At 64.4% G+C, this 20,382-nt stretch carries 15 protein-coding genes; 1 reads left to right on the forward strand and 14 read right to left on the reverse strand.

Going from position 1 to position 20,382, the window contains the following annotated elements; genetic code table 11:
• Positions 1-35: 35 nt before the first annotated feature.
• The 14 genes from KCG88_RS30375 to KCG88_RS30440 all read right to left on the reverse strand — a co-directional run bounded on the left by KCG88_RS30375 (position 36) and on the right by KCG88_RS30440 (position 18,458).
• Complete coding sequence (locus tag KCG88_RS30375; RefSeq protein WP_210713734.1) at positions 36-2,501, reverse strand: TonB-dependent siderophore receptor; 2,466 nt, start codon at positions 2,499-2,501, stop codon at positions 36-38.
• A gap of 98 nt (positions 2,502-2,599) precedes the next feature.
• On the reverse strand, positions 2,600-3,553 hold the full coding sequence (locus tag KCG88_RS30380) for a FecR family protein (protein ID WP_011058527.1): 954 nt from the start codon (positions 3,551-3,553) through the stop codon (positions 2,600-2,602).
• A complete protein-coding gene (locus KCG88_RS30385) occupies positions 3,550-4,059 on the reverse strand; it encodes a sigma-70 family RNA polymerase sigma factor (RefSeq protein ID WP_210713735.1) in 510 nt (169 codons plus the stop codon). Before KCG88_RS30385 ends, KCG88_RS30380 begins: the two co-directional genes overlap by 4 nt.
• Positions 4,060-4,129: 70 nt before the next feature.
• Positions 4,130-5,611 carry an efflux transporter outer membrane subunit gene (locus KCG88_RS30390; RefSeq protein ID WP_210713736.1) on the reverse strand — a complete coding sequence of 494 codons (1,482 nt, stop codon included), beginning with the start codon at positions 5,609-5,611 and terminating at the stop codon, positions 4,130-4,132.
• Positions 5,608-6,678, reverse strand: a complete 1,071-nt coding sequence (locus KCG88_RS30395) for an HlyD family secretion protein (protein ID WP_210713737.1) — start codon at positions 6,676-6,678, stop codon at positions 5,608-5,610. The genes KCG88_RS30390 and KCG88_RS30395 overlap by 4 nt, the downstream gene beginning before the upstream one ends.
• A 14-nt stretch (positions 6,679-6,692) precedes the next feature.
• Positions 6,693-8,237: an MFS transporter gene (locus KCG88_RS30400; protein WP_210713738.1), complete on the reverse strand. Its 1,545-nt coding sequence runs from the start codon at positions 8,235-8,237 to the stop codon at positions 6,693-6,695.
• Positions 8,238-8,413: 176 nt separating this feature from the next.
• Positions 8,414-9,340 carry a LysR family transcriptional regulator gene (locus KCG88_RS30405; protein WP_210713739.1) on the reverse strand — a complete coding sequence of 309 codons (927 nt, stop codon included), beginning with the start codon at positions 9,338-9,340 and terminating at the stop codon, positions 8,414-8,416.
• Positions 9,341-9,555: 215 nt separating this feature from the next.
• The gene (locus KCG88_RS30410; protein WP_210713740.1) at positions 9,556-10,422 is read right to left on the reverse strand and encodes an ABC transporter permease; all 867 of its coding nucleotides are present in this window, start codon (positions 10,420-10,422) and stop codon (positions 9,556-9,558) included.
• A 33-nt stretch (positions 10,423-10,455) separates the two neighbouring features.
• Positions 10,456-11,316, reverse strand: a complete 861-nt coding sequence (locus KCG88_RS30415) for an ABC transporter ATP-binding protein (RefSeq protein WP_041115052.1) — start codon at positions 11,314-11,316, stop codon at positions 10,456-10,458.
• A 5-nt stretch (positions 11,317-11,321) separates the two neighbouring features.
• Positions 11,322-12,347 (reverse strand): ABC transporter substrate-binding protein, encoded by a 1,026-nt coding sequence (locus tag KCG88_RS30420; protein WP_210713744.1) that lies wholly within the window; start codon positions 12,345-12,347, stop codon positions 11,322-11,324.
• Between the two features lie 39 nt (positions 12,348-12,386).
• The gene (locus tag KCG88_RS30425) at positions 12,387-13,274 is read right to left on the reverse strand and encodes a TauD/TfdA family dioxygenase (protein ID WP_210713741.1); all 888 of its coding nucleotides are present in this window, start codon (positions 13,272-13,274) and stop codon (positions 12,387-12,389) included.
• Between the two features lie 282 nt (positions 13,275-13,556).
• On the reverse strand, positions 13,557-14,924 hold the full coding sequence (locus KCG88_RS30430) for an HlyD family type I secretion periplasmic adaptor subunit (RefSeq protein ID WP_011058517.1): 1,368 nt from the start codon (positions 14,922-14,924) through the stop codon (positions 13,557-13,559).
• Positions 14,914-17,067 carry a type I secretion system permease/ATPase gene (locus KCG88_RS30435; RefSeq protein ID WP_210713742.1) on the reverse strand — a complete coding sequence of 718 codons (2,154 nt, stop codon included), beginning with the start codon at positions 17,065-17,067 and terminating at the stop codon, positions 14,914-14,916. Before KCG88_RS30435 ends, KCG88_RS30430 begins: the two co-directional genes overlap by 11 nt.
• A 38-nt stretch (positions 17,068-17,105) precedes the next feature.
• A complete protein-coding gene (locus tag KCG88_RS30440; RefSeq protein ID WP_047335330.1) occupies positions 17,106-18,458 on the reverse strand; it encodes a TolC family outer membrane protein in 1,353 nt (450 codons plus the stop codon).
• Between the two features lie 361 nt (positions 18,459-18,819).
• Here KCG88_RS30440 and KCG88_RS30445 point away from each other — a divergent pair.
• A partial coding sequence (locus KCG88_RS30445) for a retention module-containing protein (RefSeq protein ID WP_210713743.1) occupies positions 18,820-20,382 on the forward strand: 1,563 nt, incomplete at its 3' end.

Consider the following 20,382-nt stretch of genomic DNA (forward strand, 5'->3'; position numbering starts at 1 on the left):
CGAACCAGGGACCTGCAAATCAGTCAGACGGCCCCTTACCAGTCATAAGTCAAACTCGACACCATGGTCCGTCCCTCACCGTAGTAGCAGTCCCAGATGCTGGTGCAGTTGGCGACGTAGGTCTTGTCGGTGAGGTTCTTCACGTTCAGCGCCAGCTTCACGCCCTTGAGCTGCAACGGCGACTTTTCAAGGTCGTAGGTCAGGCCGGCGTCGTACACGGTGTAGGAAGGGATCTGGAAGGCGCCGTCGTAGTCGGTGCCGTAGCTGCCCTTGACGTATCGGGTGCCCACGCCCGCTCCCAGGCCCGCCAGCGGGGTGTCGCCCAGGATGGTGTAGTTGAGCCACAACGCAGCAGTCAGGGGTGGCATGCCCGCCGGGTGGCGACCCTCGCGGCCATCGTTGTCCTTGGTGTACTTGATGTCGTTGCGCGATGCCGAGGCAATCACGTCCAGCGACTCGCTCAGGCTGGCCTTGGCTTCAAGCTCGATACCCCGGGAGCGCACCGCACCGCTCTGGATACTGAACCCGGGGTTGGCCAGGTCGGTGGTCAGAATGTTCTCCTGGTCCAGCTGATAGGCCGATACCTGGACGAAGCTCTCCTGGCCCGGAGGCTGGAATTTCACCCCCACTTCGTACTGCTTGCCGGTGGAAGGCTCGAACGCGCTGCGCTGGAAGCTGGTGCCGCTCAACGGCAGGAAGGATTCCGAGTAGCTGACAAAGGGCGCCAGCCCGTTGTCGAACAGATACACCAGCCCCCCGCGCCCGGTGAAGGACTGGTTCTTGACGTTGGTATGGGCCCCACCCAGCGGCGCCTTGTTGTCGGTTTCCGCCCAATCGTTGCGACCGCCCAGCACCAGCACCCACTTCTCGTACTTGATCTGGTCCTGCACGTAGAGGCCGGTCTGGATGATGGTGTTGTCCCACTGGTAAGCGTTGCCGAAATTCAGCGACTGGCCGTAAGTAGGGGTAAACATGTCGAGAATCGGCGGGTTGTAGTCGTACTTGCCGTGGTACTTCGAGTTGAAGTGGTAGTAATCCAGCCCCACCAGCACCGTGTGGTTGAACGGCCCGGTGTCGAACTCGGCCTGGGCGATGTTATCCACGCCGAAGACCTTGTTGTGCTGCTTCCAGTCGACCCCGTAGCGGGTCATGTAGCGCTGGTCGTCGAGCCCGGTCTTGGGGTTGGTGACGAACTTGTAGCCATGCAGCGGCGCACGGTAGCGGTCGTCGACGTCGGCGTAGCGGGCGTTTTGCTTCAGGGTCCAGACATCGTTCAGGCGATGGGAGAACTCGTAGCCCACGACGAACTGGTCACGGTCGTAGGCATTGACCCTGGGCTCGCCGAGAAACAGGTCGCGGTCGATCTTGCCGTTGGGGTTGGCGAACACCGTGCCCACGCTGGGCAGGCCCTGGGCCTCGGGCACGTCGTTGTCCTTCTGGAACTGGGCAAACACCGTCAGTTGGGTGTCGTCATCCGGGCGCCAGGTCAGGCTCGGGGCGATGAACTGACGCTGGCGCTGCACGTAATCGATGGCGTCCTGGCTGTCGCTGGCCAGGCCGGTCAGGCGATAGAGGAACTGCCCCTGCTCATCCAGCGGGCCGCCCAGGTCCAGGGCGATGCTCTTGTGGTCGTAGCTGCCGGCTTCCACTTTCAGCTGATGCACGGGGGTCTCGGTGGGCCGCTTGCTGACCATGTTGACGATCCCGCCCGGCTGGTTCTGCCCGTAGAGCACCGAGGCCGGGCCCTTGAGCACTTCGATGCGCTCCAGGGAATAGGGCTCGATCTGCAGGGCGCCCCCGGTACTGCCACCGCCATAGGGCAAGTGCAGGCCGTCGAGGTACAGCGGAGTCGGTGAAAAACCACGGGAGGTGGGCTCGTCGAAAATCTTCACCCGGTCGGAAAAGCCACCGCCGGTCATGCCCGGGGTATAGAGCAGCGCCTCGGTCACGCTCTGGGCACCACGGGCGCTGATTTCCTTGGCGCCGATCACGTTGATGGTCTGCGGAATCTCCACCAGCGCCGAATCGGTCTTGCTGCCGGTGGCGCTGCGCTTGGCCACGATCCCCGGCACCGCGCCCCAGGCATTTTCATCCACTTGGGTGGCGCCGATGCGGGTTGGCCCCAACTCCAGCGCAGCGCCCTGGGCCACCGGCTGCAGCCCCCAGCTGGCGCCACTCTGGGTGGCTTGCAGGCCGGTCCCCGCGAGGAGCTGGTGCAGCCCTTGCGCCACTTCATAGCGGCCTTGCAGGCCCTGGCTGTGCTTGCCGGCCGTCATGCTCGCATCCACCGACAGGAGAATCCCCGCCGCACTGGCAAAGCGGTTCAGCACCTGGTCGAGGTTGCCGGGGGCGATCTGGTAGTCGCGGGCCTGGCTCTGGCTGCCCGGCTCGGCCTGGACAATGCCTGGCAGCACGGGTGCCACCGCCAGCAGCGCAACAAAGGCTCGGCGGCGCGCGGTAGCGCCCAGGGTCAAAATGGATGCAGCAGTCTGGTAAGGCATTCCTGAACTCCCCATGAGAATGCGTCTTGATCGGCTTTCATGGGGTATCCCGAACGGCGCGCCGGAACCGACAACCGCCTGACAAAATATTTTTGCATTCAGCCTCGCGGCTTGAGGGTCACCCAGTAGCGGGTCACCGCATGGGCCCGTACCGGTAACGAGCGCTCCAGGGCTGCGAGCACCGCATCGCTGTCGGCCAGGGGAAAGACCCCGGTCAGCAGCAAGCCCGCCACCTGCTCATCGCAGCGCAGCACCCCTGGCCGATACCGTGACAGCTCAGCGACGAACTGCCCCAGGGGCTGGCGTTCGGCAATCAACCGGCCCTCGCTCCAACTGCTGGCATTGACCTGGGCCACTTGCCGGGCCGACACCCGGCCGGCGTCGAACCACAGGCGTTCGCCGGCATTGAGTTGCAGGGCCTGTGCATGGCGGGGGCTGATCCGCAGCGCCCCTTCGTAAAGATCGACCCGGGTGCCGCCGTCCAACTCGCGCACGGCGAAACGTGTGCCCAGGGCCTGGATATCACCGGCGGGGGTTTCCACGATCAGCGGCCGCGACGGGTCATGCCCGCTGGTCAAGAGGATCTCGCCCTGGATCAGGCGGATGCGCCGTTCGCTGGCGCTGAACAGCAGGTCGACGGCGCTGGCGCTGTTCAGATCCAGGCGGCTGCCGTCGCTCAAGGTCAGGTGGCGTATTTCCCCGGTGGCGCTGCGCTGCCCGGCGAAGGCCGCTCGCCAGGGCTGGCTGTCCTGCACCAGGTAGCCGCTGCCACCGGCCACCAGCAGCAAGCCGAGCAGCTTCAGTGCGGCGCGGCGCTGCTGGTCCGGCGCCTTGGCCAACAGCACATGGGTGCTGTGTTCCGGCACGCCTTGCAGGGTCTGCTGCAGTTGCTGCAAGCGTTGCCAGGCTCGCTGGTGCTCGGGATCGGCCTGCTGCCAGGCGTCGAAGGCGCTGCGCTGCTGCGCGCTCAATTCGCCGCCCCAATGCAGCATCAGCCACTCGCTGGCCTGCTCGACAACGCTGGGGGCAATGGGTGCTTGATGAGGTTTCATTCTGCGTAGAGCACCTGGTAACAGGCCTGGATCGCACGGGTCATGTACTTCTGCACCGAGCTGACGGAAACCTCCAGGCGCTCGGCAATCTGCGCATAGCCCAGCCCCTCGAACTGCGACATGACAAAGGCCTGGCGCACCTTGTCCGGCATGCGGTCGAGCATGGCGTCGATCTGCATCAGGGTTTCGAGAATCAGCGCGCGGCTTTCCAGGGAGGGGGTCTGCGGCTCCGGCAAGTGAGCGATGCTTTCCAGGTAGGCGCGCTCGATGCGCGCGCGCCGCCATTGGTCGACCACCAGGTTGCGGGCGATCTGCGCCAGGTAGCTGCGGCTTTCCTGCTGCCCGGGAAAACGCCCCGAGAGCAAGAGGCGCAGGAAGGTGTCCTGCGCCACGTCCGCGGCATGCTCGCGATCGCCCAGGCGCTTGCGCAACCAGCCCTGCAACCAGCCGTGATGATCCTGATACAGACGATGGAGTTGAGCGTTGCCGTCAGTGGTGGCTGGCATGAAGGAAACTGCGCACATGATTGAGAGCAATTATCATTACACTTTTTTCTCAATCCAGGCAAAACGCTTTTCAACCTGGCTGGCGGGCAGCCTGCAATGGGTAGACCGACTGCCAACCCCCCCCCAGCGCCTTGTACAGGCCAACCATGGCCAGGGACACTCCGGCCGAGCTTTCCACCCACTGCTCCTGGGTGGCCAGCAAGGCGCCCTGCACCGTCAGCACGTTGACGAAATCCACCACGCCTTCGACGTACTGCTGCTGCGCCGTGCGCAGGGCGATCTGGTTCTGCCGCACCGCTTCGGCCAGGCTGTCGCGGCGCAACTGGCTGGCGTTGTAGCGGGTCAGTTGGTCGTCGATTTCGTGCCAGGCCCGCAGCACCGTCTGCTGGTAGGCCAGGGCGGCTTCCTGCTGCTGGGCCTCGCGCAACTGGAGCATGCCCCGCAGACGGCCGCCATCGAACAGCGGCAGGCTGAACTGCGGGCCGATGCCGAACTGCCGCGAACTCCAGGAACCGAAGTCCGCCAGTTGCAGGGCCTGGGAGCCGAAGTTGCCGGACAGGGTAATGCGCGGATAGAAATCGCCCTTGGCCACACCGATGCTGGCCGTGGCTGCATGCAGGCGCGCCTCGGCCTGGCGGATATCCGGTCGCCGCTCGGCCAGTTGCGAAGGCAGGCCGATAGCCACCTGGGATGGCGGTTGCGGCACTGGCGCATCACTGGCCAGTTCCTGGTGCAAGGCCTGGGGTGGCTCCCCCAACAGCAGGCTCAGGGCATTGATCAACTGCGCCTGGCGCTGTTGCAGCTCCGGCAGTTGCGCCTCGATGGTGGCGACCTGGGCGGCGGCTTCGGCTACGTCCAGGTCGGTGGCCACGCCGTCGGCCAGGCGCAGTTGCGAGAGTTTCAGGCTGTGCCGGGCGACCTCGAGGTTCTGCTCGGTGACCGCCCGGGTGCTCTGCACCCCGCGCAGTTGGATGTAGTCCTGGGCGGTTTCCGCCAGCACCGACAGCAGCACCCCGCGCCGGTCGTTCTCCGCCACTTCCAGGGTCGCGTCGGCGGCCTCGGTTTCGCGCCGCACCCGGCCCCAGAAGTCCAGCTCCCAGGAGGCGGAAAAGCCCGCTTCCCAGAGATTGAAGGCCGATTTACCGTTGTTCCCCGAAGGGTCGTTCAGCCCCTCGGCACTGTTGCGCTTGCGCCCGTAGCCGCCATTGGCCGAGGTGCTCGGATAACGTTCGGCAGTGATGACCTGGCGCGCCGCCCGGCTCTGCTGCAAACGACTGGTGGCCAGCTGCAGGTCGAGGTTATCGCTCAGGACGCGACGGCTCAGGGCCGACAGTTGCGGGTCGTTGAACACCTCCCACCAGCGCTCCTGCATGGCATTGTCCACCGCCTGGCTGGCAGCGGCCTGGGCCGGGGCGGACCAGGCCTGGACCTGGGTCGCCTGGGGCCGCTGGAAATCCGGGCCGACAGTGCACGCGGCCAGGGGCAGGAGGCTCAGCGCCAGCAGAGTACGGAGCCCGTGGGAGTGTCTGTGACGGCTGCGTTCGCGGCTCATCGCTGGGTCACCTCGCGGGCGCTGGTGGCAGAGCTGTGGGTGTCCACGCTGGCTTCCACCGACATGCCCACCCGCAACCGCTCGGCCAACGGCTGGTTGGGTTCCAGAAGGATCTTCACCGGAATGCGCTGCACCACCTTGGTGAAGTTGCCGGTGGCGTTATCCGGCTTCACCGCGGCGAAGGTCACACCGGTGGCCGGGGCCAGGCTTTCCACCCGACCATGCAGGGTCTCGCCGCCCAGGCTGTCGACCCGCACCTGCACCACCTGCCCGGCATGCATGGCGGTGAGCTGGGTTTCCTGGAAGTTGGCCAGCACATAGGCCTGCTGCAACGGCACCACGGCAAGGATCTTGCTGCCCGGGGTGACATAGGCACCGACCCGCACCGCGCGCTCGCCGACCATGCCGTCCACCGGCGCCACGATGCGCGTGTAGGACAACTCGTAGCTGGCCATTTCCAGGGCCGCCTGGGCACGTTTCAAGCCGCCTTCGGCGGCGTCGCGCTGGGCGGTGAGGATCTCCACCTGCTTGCGCTCCGCCGCCAGGGCTGCGGTGGCGGTGGCCAGCCGGGCGCTGGCCTGGTCGATGCGGGTCCGGGCCTGCTGGGCGTTCTGCACCGTGCCGGCGCCGACCCCGGCCAGGTGGTTGTAGCGGTTCAGTTCATGCTCGGCAAAGGCTCGCTCGGCCTGGGCCGCGCTCAAGGCAGCCTGAGCCTGGGCGATCACCGAACTCTGCCGGTCCAGGGTCGCCCGGGCGTTCTGCAACTGCGCCTTGGCCACCAGGGTCTCGGCATCCGCCGCCTGGGCCGCGGCGCGCAGGTCACGGTCGTCGATCAGCGCCAGCAGTTGCCCGGCCTTGACCTGCTGGTTGTCCTCCACCAGCACTTCCTTGATGAACCCCGCCACGCGCGGGGCCACCAGGGTGTAGTCGGCAGCGATGAAGGCGTCGTTGGTGGTCTGCTCGCCGGCGCGGCCGAACAGCCCCGGCAGCGCCAGGTAGGCCAGCACGCCAAGGGCCGCCACTGCCCCTACCGCAATGGCGATTTTGTGTTTGTTCTGGGTCGTCATGACAAAGGTCTCGTTCAAGTCGGTGCCCGCGGTGGGTAGATCCGCGTCGGCAGCCAGAAGATCAGCAGGATCAGCACAGCGGCCAGCCCTGCCATGCAGTAGTAGAGGTCGGCGGAGGTCAGCACCACGGCCTGCTGGTGCAGGCGCCGGGCCAGGCCGGCGACGCCGTCGTCCACCAGAGGCGAGTTGCCCAGGCTGTCCACCAGCATGGTCGAATGAAAGTGCAGGCGGCGGGTGGTCAGCACATCCAGCACACCGGTGGCAATCACCGCCGCCAGGCCTTTCACGGTGTTGAACCAGGCCGAGGCAAAAGGCCCTTCCACCGGGCTAATGCTGCCGGTGGAAAGCATCAGCAAGGGCAGCACCGCCATGGGCTGGCCGAAGATCTGCAGCAGTTGCAGCACGTAGAAGTCGTCACGAATCCAGGCCGAGGTCAGGTGCGTACCGCCCAGACAGGACAGCACCAGCATGCCCAGGCCGATCCCCAGCACCCAGCGGCAATCGACCCAGCGCAGGTTGCACAGTGCTGCCACCAGGGGCAGCGCAAGCAGTTGCGGCAGGGCCATAACCAGCATCACCGGCGCGGTCTGCAACGGCCGGTAGCCCTGGACCTGAGCCAGATAGGCGGACGGGATGATGATCACCGCCGTCAGTACCACCAGCACCCCGGCCAGGGTCAGCAGGGCGAAGGACAGGTTACGGATGCCAAGCATCTGCAGCTTGAAGAACGGAATCGGCTGCGACCATTCGTTGATCAGAAACAGCACCAGCAGCACCAGGCCGCCAGCCAGCAGCACACAGATCAGCGGCGACTCGAACCAGTCCAGGCGGTTGCCCTGCAGGATGCCGATCACCAGCATGCTGATCGCCGGAAAGCCCAGCAGCAGGCCGCGCCAGTTGAACTGCTTGAACCGTTCCAGGCGCAGCGGGTCCTGGGGCAGGCCGTAGGCCACCGCCGCCATCGCCAGCAGGCAAGGCAGCACCACCTGCCAGAACGCCCATTGCCAGCCCACGTACTCGGTCCAGAGTGCCGCCAGGGGTGTGCCCAGGCTAGGGCCGAAGGTGGCGGTCAGGGCATAGCCGGCCAGGCCGTAGAGCTTGACGTTGGCCGGCAGGAACCGCAGGGCCACGGTCATCAGCATCGGCGGCAGGGCGCCGCCGGCCAGGCCTTGCAGGGTGCGCAGCAGCAACAGGCTTTCGTAGTTCGGGGCGAAGGGGCACAGCACCCCCAACAGGGTGAAGAGGCCAATGGCACACAGGGTGAAGCGCCGCAGGGAAAAGGTCACCGAGCACCAGGGCGCGAAGGCCATGGCCGCCACTGAGGTGGCGGTGTAGCAGGCCACCAGCCAGGTGCCTTCGTCGTAACCGATGAACAGCGCACCACGAATGTCCGCCAGGGCGATCTTGGTCACCATCTCGTTGAGGCCCGAGACCAGCACCGCCAGCAGCACGCCCACCAGGCCGATGATGATCCGCGGCCCGAACACCGGCGGTGCAATGGCTGCCGGCTTGCTGGCGGCTTCAACCGAAGCAGGCGCAGCGACAGCGAGGGAACTCATGGAAATACTGCTCCAGACAAGAAAACCAGAGCAGTTTATGAACAGCCGATGCTGACGAAAACTGACTTATCGACAGTTTATAAGTGCGTCAGACGCAACAATTCACCCTGTTGACCGTAGGAGCTGGCTTGCCAGCGAAGGGGTCCTCAAGACCGCTTTCGCCGGCAAGCCGGCTCCTACGAAGAGCCTGGCTGGGCTTCTTGCCAGGTGGCCTGGCAGGAGGTGCGCAGGGTTTCGCGAAACCACTTGTGCGCCGGGTCCTTGTCGTAGCGTGGATGCCAGGCCTGGGTCAGGACCAGGGTCGGCAGGGAGATCGGCAGCACGAACGAACGCAAGCGCAGGCCCAGGCGCGAGACGCTGAGCAGGGTTTCCTGGGGCACCGGCAGGATCAGGTCCGAATCCGGCAGCATGAACATGGCGGCGTGGAAGCTCGGGGCAATCAGCGGCACCCGGCGCTCCAGGCCCTGCTCGGCCAGGGCCGCATCGATCGGCCCACGGGCTATGCCCCGGCGAGACATGCTGATATGGGGAAACGCGGCAAAACGCTCGGCGGTGATGTCTTCGTCCAACAGCGGGTGGCCTTCGCGCACCAGGCCGACAAAGGCGGTGGTGAACAGGTTCTGCACCTTGACTTCCGGGGTCAGGGGCCGGGTGTTGCTAATCCGCAGGTCGATCCTTCCCTCCCGCAGGGCCTCGTCATCGCCATCGCCTTCGGGCACGAAGCGCAGCTCGCACAAGGGCGCCTGACGCTCCAGGGTATCGATGAGGCGACCGCCATACACGCCGACGAAAAAATCGTTGGCGCGCACGTTGAAGCGCCGCTGCAGGGAGCCCAGGTCGACCTTGTCCGCCGAGCGGAACACCAGCGCCGCCTGCTCCACTACATCGCGCACCTGGCTGCGCAGTTCCAGGGCCTTGGGGGTGGGCACTAGGCCGCGTCCGGCACGTACCAGCACCGGGTCGCCGAGGGCGTCGCGGATCCGCGTCAGGGTCCGGCTCATGGCTGCCGGGCTGAGGTTCATGCGCCGCGCCGCGCCCACCACGCTGCCCTCGTCGAGCAGGGCGTCGAGGGCCACCAGAAGGTTCATGTCCGGAAGTTGCATGCTGAGCACTCGTGACTGGTCAGGGATGATCCAGGCGCAATGCTAGCAGGCTTGGCGCCGAGGAAAATGAGGGAGATCAATCCTTACCCGTGAACCCACTAGCCGCGTAGGAGCCGGCTTGCCGGCGAATGGGCCCTCGAACCTTGCATAGCCCTTGAGGACGCTTTCGCTGGCAGGCCAGCTCCTACGGTCGGGGGGCTGGCGGACGAGGTAGCTCAGCGCTGCATGCCCCAGCGTTTTACCGTGATCCGCTCCAGGGTGTCGAAGATCAGGTTTTCCACCAGCAGGCCGATGAGGATCACCACTGCCAGCCCGGCAAACACCTTGTCGGTGTACAACTCATTGCGGTTCTGGAAGATGTACCAGCCCAGGCCACCCTTGCCGCTGGTGGCGCCGAACACCAGCTCGGCAGCGATCAGGGTGCGCCAGGCGAAAGCCCAGCCGATCTTCAACCCGGCGAGAATCGACGGCAGCGCCGCCGGGATCAGGATGAACAGCACCAGGCGCAGGCCCTTGAGGCCGTAGTTGCGCCCGGCCATGCGCAGGGTTTCGGAAACCCCGAGAAACCCGGCGTAGGTATTCAGGGCCAGGGCCCAGAGCACCGAATGCACCAGCACGAAGATCAGGCTGTTCTGCCCCAGGCCGAACCACAGCAGCGCCAGGGGCAGCAGGGCAATGGCCGGCAGCGGGTTGAACATCGAGGTCAGGGTGCTCAGCAGGTCGCGGCCGAACTGGGTCGACACCGCCAGGGTGGTCAGGGCAAAGGCCAGGACAATACCGATCAGGTAGCCCTTGAGCAGCACCACCAGGGAAATGCCCACCTTGCCCAGCAGTTCACCGCTGATCAGGCCCTGGTACAGGGCGCTGGCGGTTTGCACAAAGCCGGGCAGCAACAGGTCATTGTTCTGGTAGCGGGCCACGGCTTCCCAGAGCAGCGCCAGGAGGATCAGGATCAGGCCCTTGCGCAGCCAGCCCTGCTGCCAGAGTCGCTGGCCCAGGGGCAGCTCTCGTTCCAGCGGGACTTGCAGCAAAGGTTGCAGGACGACTTCGTATTCTTCGCGCACAGGGGATGACTGGCTCATCGGGCGTTCCTCGTTCAACGGCAGCCTGACGGCTCAATAAGCGATACGGATATCGGCGAAATCCAGCTCGGTTTCAGTTTCCGGCGATTGGCCTTCATCGAACAGCAAGCGGTGGATGCGCCGCGCGGTCTGCTGAAAGGCCACGCCACCGAGGCTCTGCAGGTCGTACTGGTGGCTGTGGACTTCTGCCCGCACGCGCCCCGGATGAGGCGACAACAAGAGGATGCGATTACCCACCACCAGCGCTTCCTCGATGGAGTGAGTGACGAACAGCAAGGTGAAGCGCACCTCCTCCCAGAGCCGCAGCAACTCCTCCTGCATCTTGCGTCGGGTCAGGGCGTCGAGGGCGGCGAAAGGCTCGTCCATCAGCAGGATCTTCGGCTGCATGGCCAGGGCGCGAGCGATCGCCACCCGGGCCTTCATGCCACCGGACAGGGTATGCGGATAGGCATCGGCGAAAGCCGCCAGGCCGACTTTCTCCAGGTATTCCAGGGCACGCTCCTCGGCCTCGCGGCGGCCGAGGGTCTTCGACGCCAGCAAGGGAAACATCACGTTCTGTTTCACGGTTTTCCAGGGGGGCAACTGGTCGAACTCCTGGAACACCACGATACGATCCGGCCCGGGCTGGCTGACGCGCTGGCCTTGCAGGCGAATCTCGCCCTCGCAGGGCTGGATGAACCCGGCCACGGCCTTGAGCAGGGTCGACTTGCCGCAGCCTGAAGGGCCCAGCAGGACAAAGCGGTCGGCCGGATCAACCTCGAAACTCACCTGGTGGGTGGCCCGCACCACCCGCTGTGGGGTGCGGTATTCCAGGCTGACTTGTTCCACCGCCAACAGCGCCTGGGCGATGGCAGCGCGATTGCTGGCCGTGTGGCCTGGCAAGGGGGCGTTCATGGCGATCAGCTCCCCTGCAACGGTTTGGCATCCTGGAAGAAGTAGTCCTTCCACGACTCGGGCTTGTTCTTGATCGCACCGACCCGGTACAGGAATTCCGCCAGCGGGTAGGTGTTTTTCGGTGTCACGCTGAACTCGAACTGCGGGTTGTCGATGATCTTCAGCAAGGCGGCGCGGTCGATCTTGGCCTTGGTCACGCGCAGGTAGGTATCGGCGGCTGCGCCCTTGTCATGCTGGGCGAACTCGGCCGCTTCAGCCAGGGCCTCGACGAAGGCCTTGTAGGTCTTGGGGTTGTCGTTGCGGAATTTCTCGGTGGCGAACAGCACCGTCGGCGAGTTGGGCCCCAGCAGGTCGTAGGTATTGAGCACCACGTGCACATTGGGGTTCTCCAGGGCCTGGTCCTGGAATGGCGGGTTGGAGAAGTGCCCGGTGAGCTCGGTGCCGCCGGCAATCAGCGCGGCGGTGGCGTCCGGGTGGGGAACGGCGATGGTGTACTTGTCCAGGCGATTGAATTCCTGGTCGCCCCATTGCTTGGCGGCGGCGTATTGCAGGAAGCGCGACTGCACCGAGACCCCCACCGCCGGTACCGCAATGCGGTCCTTTTCGGTGAAGTCGGCGATGGTCTTGACCTTGGGATTGTTGCTCACCAGGTAGTAGGGAAAGTTACCCAGAGAGGCTACGGCCTTGACGTTCTGCCGGCCGTGGGTGCGATCCCAGATGGTCAGCAGTGGCCCGACGCCGGCCCCGGCAATGTCGATGGAGCCCGACAGCAGCGCGTCGTTGACCGCCGCGCCGCCAGACAGCTGGGTCCAGTCGACCTTGATGTCGATGCCCTGCTCCTTGCCGTGCTTTTCGATCAGGTTCTGGTCGCGCACCACATTGAGCAGCAGGTAGACGATACCGAACTGTTCGGCGATGCGGATCTCGCCTTCGGCCTGGGCTGGCGCAGGCGCGACCAGGCTGCCGGCCAGCAGGCTGAAACCCAGGCCGATGGCCGTGGCCAGTCTGCCGAGGCGGGGAATGAAGGGAATGGATAAGGACATGCTGGTTCTCCTGCCGTGCCTGGCTGATCAGTAAGGGGCGTCGCCCTGGATGGTGGTGCGATACAGCTTGCGGCGCAGATGGCTCGGGCAACCGGCAGCCAGGTGGATCAGCGAGCGGTTGTCCCAGAACACCAGGTCGTGGGGCTGCCATTGGTGGCGGTAGATGTTGTCCGGCAGCACGCTGTGGGCATACAGCTCGGCCAGCACCTGGGCGCTTTCGTCTTCCGGCAGGCCAACGATGCGGGTGGTGAAACCTTCGCTGACGAACAGTGCCTTGCGGCCGTTTTCCGGGTGAGTGCGCACGATCGGGTGCACCACCTCGGCGACCTGGGCCAGTTGCTCCGGGGTCAGGGTCGGGCGCCAGTTGCCCTCGAACTTGGTCTCGCTGTAGCGCGCCGTGTAGGAGTGGGCGGCGCTGCGACCCTCGACCGCCCTGCGCAGCGCCTCGGGCAAGTTGTCCCAGGCCTGGTGCATGTTGGCGAACAAGGTGTCGCCCCCTTCGGCTGGCAGTTCCTGGGCGTGCAGCATCGAGCCCAGGCTCGGCAGTTCCTTGTAGGAGAGGTCCGAGTGCCAGAACTTGCCGGCGTCCCCCAGGCCGATGGACTGGCCGTTCTCGATGATGTTGGAAACGATGAGGATTTCCGGGTGCCCGGCCAGCAGGAACTGCTTGAGCACATGAATCTGCAACACGCCGAAGCGACGGCTGAAGGCAATCTGCTGTTCGGGGCTGATGCGCTGGTCGCGGAACACCACTACGTGATGGTCCAGGTGGGCGCGGTGGATGCGGGCGAAGTCCTGGTCGTTGACTGGCCGGGACAGGTCGAGGCCGACGATCTCGGCGCCTACAGCCCCATTCAAGGGCCGGATTTGGAAAGCTTGTGCGGCAATGGAGGCGGCACTGGCTGGTGCAGACATGACTGAAACTCCCGCGCAGGCGCGCCCAGGGCGCGCGCGTCGATCAGAAACTCACGGAGATCCCGTGTGGGTTCATTTCGTGCGGCGCGCCGATTGGTCGGCAGGTACGCAGGGAGTCAACTTTATAGATATAAGAAAACGAATTTAAATACCGTTAGTGAATAACGATATGTTGATTCAACCGATGGACCGCTTGGGGACGGTACGCCGACGAAGGCGCTCTCAAGGCCCTTCGCTGGCAAGCCAGCTCCTACAAGGCTGGCAGGTGGTTTCTTACATGGATCAGCGTTCGTGCAGGGCTTCGGCGCGGGCGCGGATGATCGGCTTGAGCAGGTAGCTGAGGATGCTTTTCTTGCCGGTGATGATGTCCACCGAGGCCACCATCCCAGGGATGATCAGCAGCGGCTTCTCGTCGGTGCCCAAGTGGCTGCGGTCGGTGCGCAGCTTGATCATGTAGTAGGTGGTCTTCTTGTCTTCATCGGTGATGGTATCGGCGCCGATCTGCTCCAGGCGGGCCTTGAGGCCGCCGTAGATGGTGTAGTCATAGGCGCTGAACTTGACCACCGCTTCCTGCCCCGGGTGCAGGAAGGCGATGTCCTGGGGACGGATCTTGGCTTCCACCAGCAGGGTGTCGTCCAGGGGGACGATTTCCACCATGTCGCTGCCCGGCTGGATCACCCCGCCGATGGTGTTGACCATCAGCTGCTTGACGATACCGCGTACCGGCGAGGTCACCAGGGTGCGGCTGACCCGGTCTTCCAGGGCCTTGCCGGTGGCGCTGGCCTTGTTCAGTTCGGTGCGCGCTTCGTTGAGCTGGGTCAGGGCCTCGCTACGGAACTTGCCGCGGGTTTCATCGATCTTGCGCTGCACTTCCTTGATCGCCGATTCGGCGCGGGGAATCGCCAGGGTGGTGGCGTCCAACTGGCCACGGGTTTCCACCTCGGCACGCTTGAGCCGCAGCACTTCCACCGGCGACACCGCGCCCTGGGCCACCAGCGGCTCGGACATGGCGATTTCCTGGCGCTGCAGGCCCAGCTGCTGGCGGTATTGCGCCTGTTTGGAGGTGAACTCGCGCAGTTCCTGCTGCTTCTGGATCAGCTGTTCCTGGAGGCCGCCGATCTCGTCATGCAGTTGCTGGCGACGGCTCTGGTACAGGGATTTCTCACTGGCCGCCTGACCCGGCGCTTCCTTGACCGCCTCGGCGGGGAAATTCAGCTCGCGTTCATCCACCTCGGCGCTCAGGCGCTCGACCCGCAGCAGCATGGACAGGCGCACAGTCTCGGTCTCGCCGACGTTGGACTGGAAGCGCGTGTCGTCGAGGCGGATCAGCGGCGCGCCGGCTTCGACTATCTGGCCTTCCTTGACGTACAGCTCGGAGACGATGCCGCCTTCCAGGTTCTGGATCTTCTGCAGCTTGGAGGAAGGAATCGCCTTGCCCTCGCCCTTGGTTACCTCGTCGATCACCGCGAAGTTGGCCCACAGCACCAGGAACAGGAAGAACGCGATGATGCCCCAGATGGTCAGGCGGATAACCCGCGGCGCATCTTCGATCAGAGCCTTGTTGACCTCGGGCAGTGGCTGCCCCTGGAGCGAATCGGTGCCTTTGAAATAGCGACGGATCGAGTCCTTGAATCCCGACTTAAGCAACACTGATCTGCCCCTTCTTCAACGCTTCCATCACCACCGCTTTCGGGCCATCGGCCAGGATTTGCCCACGGTCCACCACCAACAGCCGGTCCACCAGCGACAGCAACGACGCCCGGTGGGTGACCAGTACCACGGTCTTGCCCTGCACCACCGCCTCCAGGCGCTGTTTCAAGCGCTCTTCGCCGGTGTTGTCCATGGCGCTGGTGGGCTCGTCGAGCAGCAGGATCTGTGGGTTGAGCAACAGCGCGCGAGCCAGGGCAACGTTCTGCCGCTGGCCACCGGAAAGGTTCTGCCCGCGCTCGCCCACCTGCAATTCATAGCCCTGCGGGTGCAGCCTGGCGAACTCATGGACCCCCGCCAGTTCCGCGGCCTGCAGCACCAGCTCGTCCTCGACGTAGCGGGCACCGGAGGTCAGGTTGTCACGCAGGGTACCGGCCAGCAGCTGGATGTCCTGGGGCACGTAGCCGATGTTGTGACGCAGTTCACTGACATCGATCTGGCGAATGTCCACACCGTCCACCAACAGGGCCCCGGAATCCGGCTGGTAGAGCCCCACCAGCAGCTTGGCCAGGGAGCTCTTGCCGGAGCCGCTGCGGCCGATGATGCCGACCTTTTCCCCCGGCTTGATCATCAGGTTGATGTTCTTCAGCGCCGGGTTCTGCTGCCCCGGGTAGGTAAAGCTCAGTTGCCGGCACTCGATGGCGCCCTGCAGCACGCTGCGGCTCAGGGGGCGCTCGTCGAAATTGCGCTCCTGGGGCAGCTCCATCATCTGGTCCACGGAGGTCATGGTGACCCGCGCCTGCTGGTAGCGGGTCAGCAGCCCGGACAGCGAAGCCAGCGGGCTCAGGGCCCGACCGCTGAGCATGTAGCAGGCGATCAGGCCGCCCATGCTGAGGTTGCCGTCGATGATCTGGTACACGCCGAAGATGATCATGATCACCCCGGCCAGTTGCTGGATCAGCAAGGTGATGTTCATCGCCAGGCTGGACAGCATCTTCACCCGCAGCTCAAGACGGCTGAGGGTGCCGATGGTCTGCTCCCACTGGTACTGGCGCTCGCTCTCGGCGTTGTTGACCTTGACCGCGTCCAGCCCGGCCAGGGTCTCGATCAGGCTCGACTGGCGCTCGGCCCCCAGGGCCATGGTCTTCTCCATGGTCGCCACCAGCGGCTTCTGCAGGGCATAGCCGATGCACAGGGCAATCGGGAAGGCCAGCACCGGAATCCACACCAGATGCCCGCCAAGGATGGCGATCACCAGGAAGATCAGCAGGGTGAACGGCAGGTCGATCAGGCTGGTAAGGGTCAGGGATGCGAGAAAGTCCCGCAGGCTCTGAAACTCATGGATGTTCTGGGCGAAGCTGCCGACCCGTGCCGGGCGGTACTTCATGGCCATGCCGACGATGCGCTCGAACAGCGTGGCGGAAATGATCAGGTCGGTCTTCTTTCCCGCCAGGTCCAGGCACAGGCTGCGCAGGCCCTTGAGGATGAGGTCGAAGATGTAGGCGCCGATGATGCCGATGGACAGCACCCACAGGGTCGAGGTGGCCTGGTTCGGCACCACCCGGTCATAGACGTTCATCACGAACAACGGCGCAGCCATGGCGATGATGTTGATCAGCAGGCTCGCGGCAATGGCGTCGACATACAGCCAGCGCGAGCGCTTGAGGGTGTCGCGGAACCAGGAACGGGCGCGGGGGATCAGCGACCCGTGGTTGACGTCGAACTTGTGCTGGGGCTGGGCGAAGAACACCTGGCCGCTGTAATCGTCGGCCAGCAACTGGCGGTCGACACAGACTTCGCCGCCATCGCTTTCGCTGAGCAGCAGCCGCGCCTGGTCTTCCCCCTGCCAGCCCAGCAGCACCGCGCTGCGACCGTCCTTGAGCAGCAACAGGGCGGGCATGGCGATGGCTGGAATCTGTTCGAGCTTGCGCCGCAGCACCCGGCCCTGCAGCCCGGCCCGGGCTGCGGCCCGGGGCAGCAGCTCGGCGCTCAGGCGCTGGGATGGCAAGGGCAGGCCAGTGGTCAGCATCGCCGCACTGGCGGGCTTCTGGTGCAGGAAGCAGAGGGTCAGCAAACCATCCAGAAGGGGATCGTCATGCATGCCGCGTGGATCATGACTGAGTTGCACACTGACTTCTGCTTCCACGCTCGACACTCTTGACTGGCTGGTTGGATGAAATTAGCTCAATTCATCCCGGGCAGCTGGACCTTGGGCTTCGTATCGTTCTGCACGACAGAAGCCATAGGTGCGACCACTCCCTGGCTCTTGAGCAACTCGCCCATGGTCGCCTTGATTCGGTACTGAGTAAATAACTGAATGTTCTGGATCTCGGCCAGACGCCGGGAAGCGGTGAACAACTCGTTTTCGCTGTCGAGCAAGTCCAGCAGGGTGCGCTCGCCAAGGCTGAATTGCTTCTGGTAGGCGGTGCGCACGGCGGTGCTGTGATCGACATATTGCTGGGCGATCGGCACCTGGGCGTTGGCGTTGTTCAAGGCGTTCCAGGCCAGGCCCAGTTCCTCGTTCAGCACCCGCAGGGCGTTGTTGCGGATATCCAGCGCCTGGTTGGACTGGTAGGCCTTGGACTCCAGGTCGGCCTTGTTGCTGCCGCCGGCGAACAGGTTGAAGCGCATGCGCAGCATGGCCTGCCATTCATTGTTGTGGCCGTTCTGGCCGTCCAGGTCGTTGTCGGCGGTACGCCCCAGCTCAGCGTCGAAACGCGGATAGAACGCCGACTTGGCGGCGTCGTACTGCTTCTCGGCGGCGACGATATCGGACTCGGCGGAACGCAGGATCGGGCTGTTTTCCAGCATCTGGTGCCGAGCCTCGTCGAGGTTGGCCGGCAACAACGCCATAAAACTGGCAGGGCGTTCCAGTTGGTCCGGCATTTCTCCGACGGCACTCAGATAGTTGGTCTGGGCGTCGGCCAGGTTGGTCTGCTCGGTGATCAGGTTGTTGCGGGCCTGGGCCATCCGCGCTTCAGCCTGGTCAAGGTCGGCGCCGCTCCCCACGCCACGCTGGGTGCGCAGCCTGATCTGGTCGTAGATGCGCTCGTGATTGCGCAGGTTGTCTTCCGCCAGTTGCACGAATTGACGGCGGGTCAGCACATCCAGGTAGACCTGGGCCACGGTCAGGGCCGTACGCTCGGAAGTGCCCAGCAGGGAATAGGCGCGGGAGTTGACGGTGGCTTGTTGACGCCCGACTTCGCTGGACGTGGCAAAACCGTCAAAAACCATCTGTTGCAGACGCAAACTTGACTCGCCGCGGCTCAAGGTTTCCCAGTGATTGCTGCCTGTACCCGCACGGGTCGTAGGGTTATCCGTCCCTTCACGACCATAGCCAGCTAGCATGTCCACTCGTGGCAGATAGCCACCTTTGGCGGCTTTCAGCTGGTAGTCAGCAGCCAGGCGGCTGTTCACGCCGGCTTGGATTTCCGGGTGCACATCCAGTGCTTTCTGCATGGCTTCAGGAAGGGTTTGAGCCTGCACAAAGCTGGCGGCTAAGGCAAAGGGCAGGGCCTTGAACAGATGAAAACGCATGGTAAGAATTTCCCTCGGACAGCGTGTCCAGAATCACGTCAGAACGTGGCACCACATCGATTGATTACAACCAAAACAACCGTCCGTCGGAAAGTTCAAACTAAGAACTGGTTCACATACTTCAAGTCAGGTTACTGCGTGAATATCAATGTGACATTAATTCGGCGATTGTTTAGGATGGCGCCCATAAGGTCAATAGTTTGGCATAAAGTTAATACCCAAAAAATATAGCCAAACTTTTGACGATAGATCTGTCAATTACCCGTTCCCAATTACACACCTAGTACGTCCTGACTGAGTTGCGGCCCGCGCCCAAGCCGGTACATGGAAGTCGACTGAGCGGTACACCGGAGAGTCCCCAATGAGCAGTGTTGTTGCCATCGTCAAAAGCATTGTCGGCCAAGTTTTCGTGGTTTCCCCGGAAGGGATCCGACGCGTACTCATTGAAGGGGACCGCCTGTTCGTGGGTGACCAGGTAGACACCGGCCCCGCCGGAGCCGTCACCCTGGAGTTGACCGACGGGCGCACTCTGGACCTGGGACGTGACACCCAGTGGAGCGGTGCTGCACCGGATTCCAGCACGGACCTGGCACAGGCCACCGCTCAGGCCGCCCCTTCGGTGGCAGAGCTGCAGCAGGCCATCGCCGCCGGCGCGGACCCGACCACCGACCTGGAAGCCACCGCCGCCGGCCCGACCGCCGCGGGGAATGGCGGCGCGGCCGGTGGAGGCCACAGTTTTGTGCAGTTGGAAGAGACTGCGGGCCGGGTCGACCCGACCATCGGTTTCCCCACCGCTGGCCTGGGGCTGGCCAATTCGACCCAGGACAACACCTTTGGCGGCCTGACCAACAATGGCGGCCTGGGCAATGGCAACGGCAATGGCAGCGGGAGTGACTCCCTGCGCCCGGCCACCCTGACGCTGGGCGCCACCCCGACCATTACCGAAGCCGGCGGCACCCTGGTGTACACCGCGACCCTGACCCAGGCGCCACTTACCGACCTGACCGTGACCCTGTCCAATGGCGCGGTCATCGTCATCAGCGCCGGCCAGACCACTGGCAGCGTGCAAGTGCCCCTGGCGCCCCACGACAACGTCTATATCGACCCTGGCCAGATCAGCGTCAGCGTGACCGGCACCACCGGCGGTGGCGGCCTGCTGGTAACGGTCAACCCGGCCCCGGCGGTCACCCAGGTCACCGACACCATCGACACCACCACCGTCAGCCTGACCGCTGATGCCAGCGTTACCGAGGGCGGGCAGATCACCTACACCGCCACCCTCACCAACCCGGCACAGACTCCAGTGACCATCACCCTGTCCAACGGCTCGGTGATCACGATCGAAGCGGGCAAGTCCAGTGGCTCGATCGACGTCCCGGCGCCAGCCAATGATGTCTACAAGAACGGCGACACCATCGAAGTCGGTATCACCAAGGCTGAAGGCGGCAACTTCGAGAACCTGCAACCCAGCCCAGACAAAGCGGTCACCACCGTGACCGACAGCATTGACGACACCGGCCTGAGCCTGTCGGCCACCGATACCGTGGCCGAAGGCGGCTCCATCGTCTACACCGCCACCCTGACCAACCCTGCGGGCACCCCGGTCACCGTAACCCTGAGCAACGGCGCCGTGATCACCATCGCTGCCGGTGCTACCTCGGGTACAGCGACCGTCGCCGCCCCTGCCGATGATGTCTATAAAGACGCCGGCAAGGTTGAAGTCACCATCACCAAGGCCGATGGCGGCAATTTCGAAAACCTGGTCACCAACCCGGCTCCGGCTGTGACCGACGTCACAGACACTATCGATACGTCGACCGTCAGCCTGACCGCAACTCCAAATGTGGCTGAAGGTGGCACCGTCGTTTACACCGCTTCGGTGACAGCACCAGTGACTGACTCACCAGTCGTGGTCACTCTGTCT

Origin of the sequence: Pseudomonas sp. MWU349 (assembly GCF_017947325.1) — a bacterium.
In the GTDB taxonomy this organism is placed as follows: Bacteria; Pseudomonadota; Gammaproteobacteria; order Pseudomonadales; family Pseudomonadaceae; genus Aquipseudomonas; species Aquipseudomonas protegens.